Raw genomic sequence first — 14,847 nt, 5'->3', positions numbered from 1 at the left:
GATCGAGGGTGTGCAGGACGAGTGGACGGCGCTCTACCGCTTCGATACCGCGGCGAACCTGGCCACTTGGCTCACTTCGAAGCGGCGGCGAGAGCTCCTCGCCGAGGGCGAGAAGTTCAGCGACTTCGAGCTGCGCACCATCGATAACTCGTTCGGCAGCTGGTTCGCCTTCGACGAGAACGGCACCGAGACTGCGGCGCCGTCGGATACCAAGACCGCCATCGCGGTATGGGTGGGCCTCTACCCGACCGTCGTGCTGCTCACCCTCGCACTGTCACCCTTGAGGATGCCACTCTGGCTGGGGTTGCTGATCGGCAACTTGTTGTCCAGTTTCGTCATGAGTTTCTTCACGATGCCGTACTACGTGAACCGGTTGCTGCGACGGTGGCTGCGCCCGCCTTCGGACACACCGGCGGCCGAGACGAACCGTCATGGCGTCGCCATTGTCGTCGTCGTCATGCTGGCCTGGGTCGTCATCTTCTATGTAGTGACGACCAAGCTGTGGTCGTTGCCCTAACGGCCACCCAGCGGTGCGGGCCCAGCCGGTGCCGGAATCGTGCTCAATTGCGTCGGTGCCGTCGTCGGGCCGCACCTGGATGAGCTTCTGCGTGGGGAAGACGAAAAAGCCGTCCTCATAGCTGAGGAACGCGGGATCGATCGGCGAACCGAAGACTGCTCGGCCGGATTTGCTGCGTGTCTGCTGTAAGACTGGATCGAGGCCCATGAGCTGCGCCGCGGGGTGGTCAGCGGAGCCGCGCTCGTCGTCCTGGGTGCCGGGCCCTACATCCGTATCTCTGCCCCCGTGATCGAGGCCTGCCTCGCGGCCAAGGTGCCCCGCCTCGACTTCGACGACGACAACGAGAGCACCCAGCACGCGCTCGGCCTCCATGACCGGGCGCAGGCCGCGGGCATCCCGATCCACGTGGGCTGCGGTGCGTCGCCGGGGATGTCGAATGTGCTGGTGGTCGACGCCGCGAGTGAGCTCGACACCGTGGAGAACATCGACATGGGCTGGCTGGTCGGCGATGAGCGGCCGGAAGTCGGCCGCGCGGTCTCCAACACCTGATGCACATTGCCGCAGGTCCCTGCTTGACCTGGGAGAAAGGCGGTCCGGTCGGACACGAGAGCTACGTGGAGAGTTCGGTGGCGCACCGAGACGGCCGATGATTTCCCGAGAGCCTGCCCGGGTGTGATGAACGACATGACCGAGACGGCATCGCCGATAGCCGTTCAGCCGGGCCGGGACGATGTCAATGCCGCTCACCCGCGTCGTGAACCTGCCGAGGGCCTGGGACGTGGGAATACCGGAGTGTGGTCGATGGGTTCCCACTCGGCCAGCGTCGCGATCAGCTGCTGCCGCACCGGTTTCGCGAGCCGTCGCGCAATACGACTCGACAACGTCGCCCTGGCACCCACCGATCGCCGGTTGGGCCGGTTGTGGTCGTCGCCGCCTTGACTGGAAACTTCTGCCAGTCGCGTGGCGACCAGGTCCGGGAACTCGTCGGCGACAAGTTTGGCCGTGTTCACCCAGCGACCGCGGGAGACAAGCTCATCCGCGTCGATTACCGCGGACAGCAACCCGTCCCGCACGGTCGGATCGCGTGCTAATGCCGCGTCATGCAACGTAGGGCAGGAAATCGGGTAGCCGGATCTTGGAGTCGACGGCGAAGTCGCGTTTGGGTTCAGCCTGCTGGTTGTGCCAGCGGATGTAGGCGCCGATGGCGTCGTCTTGTTCGCCGTGGCTGCGGTGGTCGGTGCCGTTGAGCGCGAAGTAGCGCAGGGCGGCGAACTCGGACTCGATCCAGTTCAACCAGGACGAATAGGTCGGCAGCAGCACCAACTCGACGTCATTCGCCCCAGCCCAGTCCCGTACCTCGGCCTTCTTGTGCGGGCCGAAGTTGTCGACGATCACATACAACCGCTGCCCAGGCCAGCGGGCCCGCAGGGACTTGAGGAAGGCCAGGAACTCTTGCCATCGTTTGTGGTCGCGGATGCGGTAATGGATTCGGCCGGTGGCCAGGTCCAACGCCCCGAGCAGGTGCCGCACCCCTTGGGTGCGACGGTAGGTTGCCCGCAGGCGCTTGGGTTTTCGCTTCGGCTGCCAGCCTCGCCCAGCGCGAGGCAACAGGTTCAGTGGCCCGAACTCATCGACACACACCACGCGCCCGTCGGTGGGCGGGTTGTCGTAGAGATCCAGGACCCGGGCCATCTTCGCGGTGAACTCCGGGTCCTTGCCGGTTTTCCAGGTCTTGGTGGCCTGCCACGAGATCTTCTGGTCTTTCAGAATCTTGCGCAGTGTTTCGCGACTGATGTCAGCGATCCCGTTGGCGCGCAGCACATCACACAGTTTCGACAGGCTCCACGTCGAGAACGGCCAACCCAGGTCACGGGGGCAGCACCGGGCGATCTGACCGATCCGTTCACGCGTCGCCGGATCGGTCTTGCTCGGCCTGCCCCCGCTCCATTTTGGGTCCAGCGCCGCGAACCCCTTCTCGTTGAAATCGTGAATCACTTGGCGCACATAGTTTTCCGAGACCTGCATCAACCGGCAGATCGACGACACCGGCTGCCCCTGTGCCGACGCGAGAACCACGATCGCGCGCCGCACCCGCACCGGCTGCTTGCTGGTACGAGTGATCTGCGCCAGCTTCCGCCCCTCTTCCGGGGCCACCGACCGGACGAACACCCCTGGCTTGCGAGCCACGACACCACCTCCATCCGGCAGCATCACCGACCACAAGCACCCGATCAACCCGACACCCGGTTACCCCATCAACATTCCTGAATGAGGCACTAGCCGATCACGAATACTGCCGCCCCGGCGATCAATTCCGTGGTGGGCAATCCTGCGGCAGTTAAGACCTGTCCGGCGGTGCTTCGAAGTCGGCGGTTGACCGGCTGTATGGGCGGCTCGGATTGCGGTCGGGTGCATCAGGTGTCTACCGGTTCGATTCAACCGACTGGCCCGCGGTGACGATGATCTCCTTCTTGCGGCCGTTGATGGTCACGAACCCGTCGGCGTCGATCTCGCCCAGGTCGCCGGAGCGGAACAAGCCGTCGTCGAAGGCCTCGGCGCTGGCTTGCGGATTGTTCCAGTAGCCGCCGAAGACGGCGGGTCCGCGCAGCAGCAGCTCGCCGTCAGCGGCGACTTTCACCGCGTGCCCGGGAATGGGCCGTCCGACACTGCCGACCCGGATCGCTTCGGGGCCGTTGAGGGTGACCGCGGCGCTGGTTTCGGTCAGCCCGTAGCCCTCGTAGACGGTGATGCCCGCACCGCGGTGGGGCTAGCGTGAACTCCGGAAGCGAAAAATTTGTTCGACGTCCGAGGTGGCCTGACGTGACCAGGGCTCCTGATGTCGCAGGGGTAGGGCGGGCTGGTTGGTTGTGACACCGTTCCGATGCCATCCCGCCGCGACGCCCGTGGCGCCGAACGGCGCTGGGCAGGCCCGCGCGCTGCGTTACGCAGCGCGCCCGACCGCAGTCTGACCGCCGAGCACGCCCACTTATCGGAGGCCAACCCCATGGGGCTGCTCACCGAGGTGGATGTTGGGATTGGCGCTCTTTTCGGCTGTCGACGACAGTCGGTCACGTCTACCGGTGAGCAGAGGGTAGAACTCGGCGGTGTCGGGGTGATCCGGTCGCGCACTTCTACCCCACCTCATCGGCGGCAACGAGCGCGAGCGGTGACGCCGGGAGAGGCGCTGGTACGGGGGTTGCGGGAATACCGTCGCGGCCGCATCGGCTTACATACGGGTGGGTAAATCGTAGCCAGATCGTAGAAAACAGGGGATACCGCCACAGATGCGCAGGTCAGGGTGGGATAGGGTTTATCGGTCATGAAGTCGGCTTTTGCGGGTCCGGTCCATGGGGCGCCCCAGACGGTCTACCTCGATCATGCGGCGACCACTCCGATGGTGCCTGCCGCGATCGAGGCGATGACGGCTGCCCTCGGGATGGCGGGCAATGCCTCGTCACTGCACGGTTCGGGACGTGCGGCCCGGCGGATGCTGGAGGAGGCACGCGAGTCGATCGCCGCCGATCTGGGCGCCCGGCCATCGGAGGTGATCTTCACTTCCGGCGGGACCGAGAGCGACAATCTGGCGATCAAGGGCATCTACTGGGCCCGCCATGATGCCGAACCGCGCCGGACCAGGATCATCGCGGGTTCGACCGAACACCACGCCGTCATCGATGCCGTCGAGTGGCTGGAGCAGCACGAGGGCGCGCAGGTGACCTGGTTGCCGGTCGACTCCGACGGTGTGGTGTCGCCGCGGGTGCTGCGGGCGGCGCTGGCCGAACATGTCGACGAGGTCGCACTGGTGTCCATCATGTGGGCCAATAACGAGGTCGGCACCATCGCGCCGATCGTCGAATTAGCCGCGGTGGCACAGGAATTCGGTGTGCCCATGCACAGTGACGCGATCCAGGCCGCCGCGCAGCTGCCGATCGATTTCGCGGCCAGTGGGCTTTCGGCGGCGAGTTTCGCCGGGCACAAGGTCGGTGGACCGCATGGTGTCGGCGTGCTGCTGCTCGGCAGGCAGGTGCCGTGTGTGCCGCTTATGCACGGCGGCGGGCACGAGCGCGATCTGCGCTCCGGGACTTCCGATACCGCCGCGGCCGTCGGACTCGCCACCGCATTGAACTACACGGTGACCGAGTTGCCGACGCGCACAAAGGAATTGACCGCGCTGCGGGACGAGTTGATCAAGGGCATCCGCGACGCGGTTCCGGACGCGGTGCTGAGCGGTCCGGACGGTGCGCGTCGGTTGCCGGGCAATGTGCACTTCACTTTTCCCGGCTGCGAAGGTGATTCGCTGCTGATGCTGCTGGACGCGGCCGGGATCGAATGCTCTACCGGGTCGGCCTGCAATGCGGGTGTGGCCACCCCGAGTCACGTGTTGATCGCCATGGGCGTACAGCCGTGGCAGGCCCGCGGTTCACTGCGCTTCTCGTTGGGGCACACCTCGACGCGCGCCGATGTGGACGCGGTGCTGAATGTCTTGCCTCGGATTGTGGAAAGGGCCATGGCCGCGGGTCTGGCCGGTGCGAAGGGAGGTGTCTGATGCGGGTACTCGCCGCGATGAGTGGTGGTGTGGATTCGGCCGTGGCGGCGGCACGTGCCGTCGACGCTGGTCACGAGGTGGTCGGCGTACATCTGGCGCTGTCCGCGACACCGGGCACCCTGCGCACCGGTTCGCGCGGTTGCTGCTCGAAGGAGGACGCGGGCGACGCCAGGCGGGCCGCCGACGTGCTCGGAATCCCCTTCTATGTCTGGGATTTCGCGGACCGCTTCAAGGAAGACGTGATCGACGATTTCGTCGCCGCCTACGCCGCGGGTGAGACGCCCAACCCATGCCTGCGCTGCAACGAGAAGATCAAGTTCTCCGCCCTCGCCGACCGCGCGGTGGCCCTCGGCTTCGACGCCGTGGTCACCGGCCACTACGCCCGGCTCGAGGACGGTGTACTGCGCCGTGCCGTCGATGCCGACAAGGACCAGTCCTACGTGCTCGCGGTGCTGACCGCGCAGCAGCTGTCGCGGGCCATGTTCCCGGTCGGCGACACCCCTAAGCCGCAGATCCGCGCCGAGGCCGCCGAGCGCGGGCTCGCGGTGGCGAATAAGCCCGACAGCCATGACATCTGCTTCATCCCGTCCGGTGACACCCGGGCCTTCCTCGGCGCGAAGATCGGCATCCGGCCGGGTGCGGTCGTCGACTCCGACGGACAGGTGCTCGCGAATCACGAAGGCGTGCACGGGTTCACGATCGGTCAGCGCAAGGGGCTCGGACTGCCGGGCCCGGCCGCCGATGGCAAGCCGCGCTATGTCACCGAGATCGATCCCGACTCCGGCACCGTCCGCGTCGGCTCGGCCGAGGATCTGCAGGTGTGGACCGTAGCGGCCGAGCACGCCATCTGGACCTCCGGCGCTGCGCCCGAGGGGCCGATCGAGTGCGTGGCGCAGGTGCGCGCGCACGGTGGAACCGCGGCGGCCGTAGCCGAGGCGCTCGGCGACGGGCTGATCGTGCGACTGCGCGAGCCGCTGACCGGTGTTGCCCGCGGCCAGGCCGTCGTGCTGTATCGCCCGGATGCGTTGGGCGACAAGGTGATCGGCAGCGGCACCATCACCGGCACCGCGCGCGATGCGTCGGATTCTGTGAGTAGCGCGGGCGCGAGCACAGGGCAGTGAGTGACGCCGACATCGGACGGCGCGGCAAGCGAAATCGCTTCCTCCCGGTGCGGACCGGGATCCATCACACAATGGGGTGCATACCCCGCGTAGGGGCAACGCAGTGAGCGAGCGGCAGCGAGTGAACCATCGACACAGCGAGCGTCGACTGAGCCATCGGCACGGCGTGCCATCGCGCACCACGGAGCCGAGCATCAGCGAGGCGCGGTCGTGAGTGAAATCGCCAAGGAATCAGGCAAAATCCCGGCGCAGGAACCCGTGCGGATTCCAGGCGGGATCGCGACCGCCGTCGGTTCCTGGCCTGGGACCGATCCGCGGGAGGCCGCGGCCACCATCATCGGTGAGTTGCCGGATCTGCCGCATCTGGTCGAATTGCCCGGGCGCGGTGTGGGCTCGGACATGATCGGCCGCGTCTCGGCACTCCTGGTGGATATGCGATTCGACACCACCACCCGGGGTTATCGGCTGGCGGCCAGGCCCGGTGCGGTCTCGCGGCGCGCGCGCGATCTGCTCAGGTCGGATCTGGACGTACTCGAAGAGGCCTGGGCGACAGCGGGTTCGGTTGGCACGGTCAAACTGCAGGCCACCGGTCCGCTGACGCTCGCAGCCCAACTCGAACTCCCCGTCGGACACCGGGTCCTCACCGATTCCGGTGCGGTTCGCGATATTTCGGAATCGCTGGCCGAAGGTCTCGCCCAGCACGTGGACGAGGTGCGCAAACGTCTCGGCGCGGAAGTCGTTCTGCAACTGGATGAACCATCACTGACCGATGTGCTGAACGGCTCTCTGCGCGGGGTCAGCGTGCTCAACACGGTGCGCGCGGTCCCTGAACCGGAGGCACTCGCGGTGCTGGACGCGGTTATCACCGCGCAGGCCGCCCCGGTCCTGGTCCACACCTGCGCCGACGCGCCCGCCCTATCCGTCCTCCGCAGCAGCGCGGCCACCGCCATCGGCTTCGATATGGCCACCATCAGCACCCGCGCACTCGACGATATCGGCGAAACCCTCGACGCGGGAAAGCAATTGGCTCTCGGCCTCGTCCCGGCCACGCCACCCGGCAAACCCCCGACCTGGCGCGATATCGCCGAACCCGGCGTCCGACTCATCGACCGCCTCGGCCTGCGCCGCACCGTCTTGGCCTCGCAGATCCTGGTCGCCCCCGCCTGCGGCCTGGGCGGTGCCCCACTCGAATGGGCTCGCCGAGCCCTCCGCCTCTCCACCGAAGTAGCCCGCGCCTTTGCCGAAGAGCCGGAGTCCCTGGACTTCTCCTGACGCCCGGCGCCGCCGATTGCTATCGTCGTAGGTACGGACGCGCGAAGACCACGGGCCGGTATGGGTTAGTCCGGCCAGCCTTCCGCTTCACACCGCACTGCAGAGTGCGACCTGTGCGTCCCTTCCGTTGTTGTGCGCGAAGGGAGCGTCATGGGTTTTCGAGTAGTCGTAGTCGGGGCCGGTCTCGGTGGACTCGGCCTGGCTCAGGGGCTGCGCCAAGCAGGTATCGAAGTCGTTGTATACGAACGGGATTCGGCGCTGACCGCCCGTCGGCAGGGCTATCGGCTGCATATCGACAGCCACGGCAGGGATGCCCTGGTTCGGTTGCTGCCGCCACATCTGCTGCGGGTGTTCCAGGCCACCGCCGGACTGCCGAATCCCCGGTTCACCGCGCTGAATCATCGACTCGAGCGGGTATTCACCCAGGGGGTCGATGATCCGGCGGCGGTTTCCCTGGCGGTCGACCGGCTGGTGCTGCGCCAACTGCTGCTCGCGGGTATCGAGGACGCTGTCGAATTCGGAAAAGAGTTGCGGAGCTATGAGATTCAGCGAGACGGTCGAGTCGTCGCACATTTCGCGGACGGCGGCCGCGCGGACGGTGATGTCCTGGTCGCCGCAGACGGCGTGAACTCCGCTGTGCGACAGCAGTACCTGCCGCATGCACGAATCGCCGACACCGGGGTGCGCCAGCTCTACGGCGCGGTGCCGCTCACCGACCGCACACGGGATCTGTTCGACGACAATATGTTCGGCGTCTTCACCGCGATCACCGGTCCGGAGCGCACCTACCTCGGCGTTGCGCCGGTCGAGTTTCCCGTGCCGCCGCAGCAGGCTGGCGCGGCGGCAGGCCTGACGCTGCTGCCGGTATCGGACTACATGACATGCTCTTTCGGTGCGCGGCGGGAATGGTTCGAGGATTCGGCGGAAGTGCTGCGTGCGATGAACGGCGCGCAATTGCACGCCATCATGACCGCCGCGACCCGGGACTGGCATTCGCTGGTTCGCGAGATCGTCGCGCACTGCCAACCGGATTCACTGTTCGCGCTGCCTCTACGCACCAGCGTGCCGATCGACCCGTGGCCGACCACCCCCGTCACCCTGCTCGGCGATGCGATCCACGCGATGAGCCCGGCGGCGGGCTCCGGCGCGTGTACGGCACTGCGCGATGCGGCACGGTTGACCATCGCCCTGACCGAGGCGCGCGCGGGCGGCGATCTGATCGTCGCCCTGCGCGCGTACGAGACGGAGATGATCGGCTATGGATTCGCGGCGGTGCGGGCGGGCGCTATCGACGGGCAACGTCACCTCGGACAGGATCCGCTGCCCGGATAGTCCGCCGCGACGTGCGGGAATGTGGCGGTGACTTGTCGGTGGGCTCGACTAGTGTGCCTTGGGTGAGTGACAGCGACATTGCGGCGGAGCCGGCTACGGCAGAGCAGCGGGTGGAGTGGCAGCGGCTTGCGGACGAGGTTCGGGAGCACCAGTTCCGGTATTACGTGCGGGACGCGCCCATCATCTCCGACGGTGAGTTCGACAAGCTGCTGCGGCAACTGCACGCGCTCGAGGACGCGCATCCGGATCTGCGCACGCCCGATTCGCCGACGCAGCTGGTCGGCGGCGGATTCGCGACGGATTTCACCGCCGTGGACCACCTCGAGCGAATGCTGTCGCTGGACAATGTCTTCGACTTCGACGAGTTGCGCACCTGGGCCGGTCGGGTCGAAGCCGAGACCGGGTCGAATCTGCACTATCTGTGCGAGGTGAAGATCGATGGTGTCGCGCTGAACCTGGTGTACGAGAAGGGGCGACTGGTGCGCGGCGCGACCCGCGGCGACGGACGCACCGGCGAGGACGTCACGCTCAACGCGCGCACCATCGAGGACATTCCGGGCGAACTGACCGCGACCGCGGAGTTCCCGATCCCGGAACTGCTCGAGGTGCGCGGCGAGGTCTACTTCCGGCTGGAGGATTTCGAGACCCTCAACGCGGCGATCGTGGCAGAGGGCAAACCGCCGTATGCGAATCCGCGCAATACCGCGGCGGGTTCGCTGCGCCAGAAGGATCCGGCGGTCACCGCGCGGCGTCGGCTGCGGATGATCTGCCACGGCTTCGGACGTATCGAGGGTTACACCCCGACCTCACAGCACGAGGCCTACCGCGCGCTCGCCGCCTGGGGTCTGCCGGTCTCCGAGCACACCAAATTGGTGCAGGGCATCGATGCGGTGATCGAGCGCGTCAACTATTGGGGCGAGCACCGTCACGATATCGAGCACGAAATCGACGGCCAGGTGATCAAGGTCGACGAGATGGCGCTGCAGCGCAGGCTCGGCTCGACCTCGCGCGCCCCGCGGTGGGCGATCGCCTACAAGTACCCGCCCGAAGAGGCCACGACGAAGCTGCTGAATATCGAGGTGAACGTCGGGCGCACCGGCCGGGTCACCCCGTTCGCGGTCATGGAACCCGTCTCCATCGCGGGCTCCACGGTAGCCATGGCCACCCTGCACAATGCCTCCGAGGTCAAGCGCAAGGGCGTGCTCATCGGCGACACCGTCACCATCCGCAAGGCCGGTGACGTGATTCCGGAGGTGCTCGGCCCGGTGGTCGACGCGCGCACCGGCGACGAGCGCGAATTCGTCATGCCGACGCACTGTCCGGAATGCGGCACCGAGCTGGCGCCGCAGAAGGAGGGCGACGCCGATATCCGCTGTCCCAACCAGCAGTTCTGCCCGGCGCAGCTGCGCGAGCGGGTGTTCCATGTGGCCGGTCGCGGTGCGTTCGATATCGAATCGCTGGGCTATGAGGCCGCCAATGATCTGCTGAAGTCGAGCGCGATCACCGACGAGGGCGATCTGTTCGACCTCGACGAGGCGCGATTGCTCACCACCACGCTGTTCGCCAACAAGGACGGCGGTCTGTCCGCCAATGGCAAGCGACTGCTGGAGAACTTGCAGACCGCCAAGAATCGGCCGCTGTGGCGGGTGCTGGTCGGGTTGTCCATCCGGCACGTGGGGCCCACTGCGGCACGGGTGCTGGCAAGGGAATTCGGCAGTCTCGATCGGATCCAGGATGCCGCGGTCGAGGAACTTGCCGCCGCCGACGGTGTCGGCCCGACCATTGCCGCCGCGGTCGCCGAATGGTTCACCGTCGATTGGCATCGCGCGATCGTCGACAAGTGGCGCGCCGCTGGCGTGCGGATGGCCGATGAACGCGACGAGTCCATCGAGCGCACCCTCGAGGGGCTATCGATCGTGGTAACCGGGTCGCTGGAAGGGTTTTCCCGCGACGGCGCCAAGGAGGCGATCCTGGTGCGCGGCGGTAAGGCCGCGGGTTCGGTCTCGAAGAAGACGGCATTCGTGGTGATCGGTGATGCGCCGGGCTCCAAGGCCGCCAAGGCGGAGGAACTCGGTGTGCCGATTCTCGACGAGGACGGTTTCCGCAAGCTGCTCGAGCAGGGTCCGGCAGCGGTGACGCCGGAGACGGCCGCGGAGGATGCCGAAGCCGAGGAGTAGATATGCCGTCGGCGAATACTCCTTGACCTGAACCTGGCTTCAGGTATGACGATCGACTGGTAGGTAACTATCAGGAGATTCGATATGACTCACCGCACTACCGCTCTGATCACCGGTGCTTCGGCGGGATTCGGTCTGGCTCTTGCGCGCTCGCTCATCGGGCGCGGCTGGCGGGTGATCGGCACCGCCCGCCGCGCCGACCGGCTCGCCCGTGCGGGATCCGAACTCGGCGAAGCCTTTTTGGCTGTGCCGGGCGATATCACCGATCCGGCACACCGCGCCGAGCTGGCCGAGGTCGCGGGCGAATTCGGACATCTCGACCTGCTTGTGAACAATGCGAGCAGGCTCGGGCCCAGTCCGATGCCGCGACTGGCGAACTACCCGCTCGATCAGCTCGAGCTGGTGTACCGGACCAATGTCATTGCCCCGCTCGCGGTTCTACAGTTCGCGCTGCCACTGCTCGATCCGGATGGGGTCGTGGTGAATATCAGCTCCGATGCGGGCGTCGAACCGTATCCGGACTGGGGCGGCTATGGCTCCTCGAAGGCCGCCCTGGATCAAATCACCGCGATCCTGGCCGCCGAACATCCGGAGCTGTCGATCTACGCCTTCGATCCCGGCGATATGCGCACCGAAATGCATCAGGCGGCATTTCCCGGCGACGATATCTCCGATCGTCCCGAGCCCGAGACCGTCGTGCCCGCGCTGCTGCGCTTGATCGAGCAGCGACCCAAGAACGACCGTTATCCCGCCGCCGATTTCGCCGCGGGGGTCGGTAGATGACCACCGCGTTGAATGAATGGCCCGACGTTCTGCCACCCGAGCGCAATGCCGCCGCTCCGCCGGAGGCGCGTGGACTGGCTCGCGACGAGGTCCGAATGCTCGTGGCGGCAGATCGTCTCACCCACAACACCTTCCGTGAACTGCCACGGCATTTGCACGCGGGTGATCTTGTGGTGGTGAACAATTCGGCGACGCTGGCCGCAGCGGTAGACAGCACTCTCGACGGCATGCCGGTCACACTGCATCTGTCCACCTGGCTCAACGCGCCTGTCGACGGGGCGAGCGGGCCACCGGACACCTTCGGCGGTTGCGACGGACTGTGGGTAGTGGAGGTGCGCACCCGCGAGCGAACGCCCTATTCGCGTGACCTCCATCCGGGCAATGAGATTCAGCTTCCGGAGGGCGCCACCGCCACCCTGCGTGAACCCTGGCTGCCGGGTGCGCGCCGACTCTGGATCGCCGAACTGAGCGCCGAACCCACCTGGCTGCTCGCGACCCACGGCTATCCGATCACCTATTCGTATGTGCCACAACGTTGGTCGCCGTCGTACTACACGACCGTCTTCGGCCGGATTCCGGGCAGCGCCGAAATGCCGAGTGCGGCACGTCCGTTCACGCAAAGCCTGGTGCTCGATCTGGTGACCTCAGGTGTCGCGATCGCGCCGATCACCCTGCACACCGGGGTCTCCTCACCCGAGGCGGGCGAACCTCCGAGCCCGGAGCGGTTCGCGGTACCGGCGGCTACCGCACGTCTGGTGAACGACACCAAGGCGGCGGGTGGGCGCGTTATCGCGGTCGGCACCACGGTGACGCGAGCGTTGGAGACCACCGCCGACCACAACGGAAACGTGCATCCGGCCCGGGGGTGGACCGAACTGGTCCTCGGTCCGCGACACCCCGCCCGGGTGGTCGACGGCATCATCACCGGCTGGCACGCACCCGGCGCATCCCATCTGGAGCTACTCATTGCGGTCGCGGGCGAGGCCACAGTCCACCAGGCGTATGCCACCGCCCTCGACACCGAATACCTCTGGCACGAATTCGGCGACAGCGCCCTCCTCTTCAACACCCCCCGCAGCTGAATCCACCCGATGCCGACCGCCGAGGGTAGTCGAATGGCGGCGGGTCGGCCCGCAGGGAACCACCATTCGACTACTCTCGGCGGGCGTTGGTGTTAGGAGGGGGTGATGCTGATGGTGGAGTCGAGTTGGCCGCCGACTTCGATTCGGCCGCATTTGCCGTTGCTGAGGTCGAGGTGGGCGGTTCTGGTTTTGGTTCGGCTCTTCTGGATGGTGGTGTCGACGATGACCTGGACCTTGCCTACCGAGCACACCTTCACGAGCGCGGGCGAGCCGTCGAAACTGTAGGTGCCGCCACTCTGGCAGGTGTTGGTCTCGTCGTGGAAGAAGATCCGGGCGGTACCGTCCGGACAGGGCGCCTCGGCGGCAGCTTGCGGCGGTCCGAGCACGACCAGCGGGCCGAGTGCCAGCGCGGCCGCGACAGAGCTGCGGGCCACTAGACGACTAATCGTCAGTTCCATCGTTGAATCCCTCATCAGTACATTTCCGGCAGATGCCAGCGGGTAGCCGCGGCGCCTGCATGATAACGCGTGACGTGCGCATTTGTCCGGCGGAAGCCTCCTGAGCGACGTCTGTCCAGGGCGGTGAAGCGGGTGCGGTGTCGCGGTGCGCCAGGCGAACCGACAGGATGGCGGGATGCTGCGCAGTTTTCAGGTGACGAATCACAGATCGCTGGCCGAACGGCAGGACTTGCGTTTGAGCCGGGGGAGCGGACCGGTCGCGGTGCCGGTGACGGCGGTGCACGGTGCGAGTGCCGCGGGCAAGACGAGCTTGATCGACGCGCTGGGGCAGATGCGCGATGCGGTGTTGCATTCGGTGACCGGCTGGGATCCCTACGCGGGACCGGTACGCGCACCGCACCGCGGATTCCCGGATCGCCCTTCGGAATTCGTGGCGAGTTTCGTCGCGGAGGGCGTGCCGTACACCTATGGGTTCCGCCTGGACAGCGCGGATGTGACGGCCGAGTGGCTCTACACGCATCCGCGCTCGCGCAAGCGAATCGTGTTCGAGCGCAACGGCGAACAGATCAAGATCGGTCCGATGTTCGAGGCCGCGCGCTACGGTATCGCCGGATTGTTGCCGCTGGTGCGGCCGAATGCGTTGCTGCTCAGTCTGGCCGGGCAGATGTATGCCGAGGCGCTGGTGCCCGCGTATCGGTGGTTCTCCGCGATGCTCGAAGTGCAGCACGGCGCGACGGATGCCACGGCGGTCGCGCATCGCCTCGGCAGTCATCTGTCCGCGGCACCGGACCATGCGGTGCGACTGCTCATGCTGCTGCGCACCGCCGAACTCGGCATTACCGATCTGCTGATCGCCGAGCCGGACCCGATGTACGCCGACTATCTGCGCGAACTCGACGCCGACATTGCGGGGACCGCCAAACAGGTGGAGTTGTGTGCGACCTCGCCAGCGCATGCTGACCAGTTGCTGCGGGAGAACGGCATCACCGAGGTCATGCTCGAACGCGAGCTGAGCAATCTGAAGGCCGCGCGCGATGCCCTCTACACCCGGATGGTCGAGCGTCGCGGCGTCGGCCTCGGACTGGTGCACGCTGGCATCGAGTCCGCCTTCGACATCACCGACGAATCCGCCGCCGCCCTCTCGATGCTGCGCTTGCTGCCGACCATGCTCGACGCACTGGACTCCGGCCGGGTGCTCGCGATCGACGATATCGGCGCGCACCTGCCGGTCGAGGAGACCGATCGGCTGATCCAGCTCTTCCAGAATCCGGAGACCAATTCCCGTGGCGCGCAACTGATCTTCACCACGAACAATCGGTCGCTGATCGATCGCGCGAACGGTCGCTCCCAGCGCACCCGCACCGCGGTCTGGCAGATCCGCCGCACCGATCACGGCACCAGCGAGCTCGCCTCGCTGTAGTCCGTGTCCTCAGGGCACATGAGCCATCGAGCGCTGCAAGTTGGCGTGTCGCGTTGCCAGTGCTGCGGTTTATGTGTCCGGACTAGCGCAGGTGGCGTGGTGCAACTCCAAGATGCTCGCGAGCACCTGCGCCGGACGT

General features: G+C 66.6%; 12 protein-coding genes and 2 pseudogenes. 10 read left to right on the top strand and 4 right to left on the bottom strand.

Annotated features, from left to right (window positions below; translation table 11 throughout):
- Positions 1–517 (top strand): annotated as a pseudogene (locus NP3_RS41910) (antibiotic biosynthesis monooxygenase); the annotation flags it as partial.
- A 222-nt stretch (positions 518–739) separates the two neighbouring features.
- Positions 740–1,066, top strand: coding sequence for a saccharopine dehydrogenase family protein (locus NP3_RS41905; protein WP_063047254.1), 327 nt, complete (start codon positions 740–742; stop codon positions 1,064–1,066).
- Positions 1,067–1,260: 194 nt separating this feature from the next.
- Here NP3_RS41905 and NP3_RS41900 read toward each other — a convergent pair whose 3' ends face one another.
- The 3 genes and pseudogenes from NP3_RS41900 to NP3_RS47395 form a co-directional block, all read right to left on the bottom strand.
- Positions 1,261–1,590, bottom strand: coding sequence for a hypothetical protein (locus tag NP3_RS41900; protein ID WP_063047253.1), 330 nt, complete (start codon positions 1,588–1,590; stop codon positions 1,261–1,263).
- A gap of 25 nt (positions 1,591–1,615) precedes the next feature.
- Positions 1,616–2,704 carry an IS630 family transposase gene (locus tag NP3_RS41895; protein ID WP_245721335.1) on the bottom strand — a complete coding sequence of 363 codons (1,089 nt, stop codon included), beginning with the start codon at positions 2,702–2,704 and terminating at the stop codon, positions 1,616–1,618.
- 259 nt (positions 2,705–2,963) lie between these two features.
- Positions 2,964–3,278 (bottom strand): annotated as a pseudogene (locus NP3_RS47395) (AMP-binding protein); the annotation flags it as partial.
- A 558-nt stretch (positions 3,279–3,836) separates the two neighbouring features.
- On the opposite strand from NP3_RS47395, the gene NP3_RS41885 reads away from it, so the two are divergent.
- The 7 genes from NP3_RS41885 to NP3_RS41855 all read left to right on the top strand — a co-directional run bounded on the left by NP3_RS41885 (position 3,837) and on the right by NP3_RS41855 (position 12,830).
- Positions 3,837–5,063, top strand: coding sequence for a cysteine desulfurase family protein (locus tag NP3_RS41885; protein WP_063047251.1), 1,227 nt, complete (start codon positions 3,837–3,839; stop codon positions 5,061–5,063).
- Complete coding sequence (gene mnmA, locus NP3_RS41880) at positions 5,063–6,184, top strand: tRNA 2-thiouridine(34) synthase MnmA (RefSeq protein ID WP_063047250.1); 1,122 nt, start codon at positions 5,063–5,065, stop codon at positions 6,182–6,184. The genes NP3_RS41885 and mnmA overlap by 1 nt, the downstream gene beginning before the upstream one ends.
- 219 nt (positions 6,185–6,403) lie before the next feature.
- Positions 6,404–7,456: a methionine synthase gene (locus tag NP3_RS41875; RefSeq protein ID WP_245721337.1), complete on the top strand. Its 1,053-nt coding sequence runs from the start codon at positions 6,404–6,406 to the stop codon at positions 7,454–7,456.
- A gap of 150 nt (positions 7,457–7,606) precedes the next feature.
- Entirely contained in the window at positions 7,607–8,788 is a 1,182-nt protein-coding gene (locus NP3_RS41870; RefSeq protein ID WP_063047249.1) for an FAD-dependent oxidoreductase, read from the top strand.
- A gap of 62 nt (positions 8,789–8,850) precedes the next feature.
- On the top strand, positions 8,851–10,965 hold the full coding sequence (ligA, locus tag NP3_RS41865) for an NAD-dependent DNA ligase LigA (protein ID WP_063047248.1): 2,115 nt from the start codon (positions 8,851–8,853) through the stop codon (positions 10,963–10,965).
- Positions 10,966–11,049: 84 nt separating this feature from the next.
- Positions 11,050–11,748 carry an SDR family NAD(P)-dependent oxidoreductase gene (locus tag NP3_RS41860; protein WP_063047247.1) on the top strand — a complete coding sequence of 233 codons (699 nt, stop codon included), beginning with the start codon at positions 11,050–11,052 and terminating at the stop codon, positions 11,746–11,748.
- Positions 11,745–12,830, top strand: coding sequence for an S-adenosylmethionine:tRNA ribosyltransferase-isomerase (locus NP3_RS41855; protein WP_063047246.1), 1,086 nt, complete (start codon positions 11,745–11,747; stop codon positions 12,828–12,830). The genes NP3_RS41860 and NP3_RS41855 overlap by 4 nt, the downstream gene beginning before the upstream one ends.
- Positions 12,831–12,922: 92 nt before the next feature.
- On the opposite strand, the gene NP3_RS41850 is transcribed toward NP3_RS41855, so the two are convergent.
- Positions 12,923–13,288 (bottom strand): hypothetical protein, encoded by a 366-nt coding sequence (locus tag NP3_RS41850; protein WP_157124908.1) that lies wholly within the window; start codon positions 13,286–13,288, stop codon positions 12,923–12,925.
- Between the two features lie 175 nt (positions 13,289–13,463).
- On the opposite strand from NP3_RS41850, the gene NP3_RS41845 reads away from it, so the two are divergent.
- The gene (locus tag NP3_RS41845) at positions 13,464–14,708 is read left to right on the top strand and encodes an AAA family ATPase (RefSeq protein WP_063047244.1); all 1,245 of its coding nucleotides are present in this window, start codon (positions 13,464–13,466) and stop codon (positions 14,706–14,708) included.
- The last annotated feature ends 139 nt before the right edge of the window (positions 14,709–14,847 follow it).

This window comes from Nocardia pseudovaccinii NBRC 100343 (assembly GCF_001613225.1).
Taxonomy (GTDB): domain Bacteria; phylum Actinomycetota; class Actinomycetes; order Mycobacteriales; family Mycobacteriaceae; genus Nocardia; species Nocardia pseudovaccinii.
This window is presented reverse-complemented; position numbering and strand designations above follow the sequence as displayed.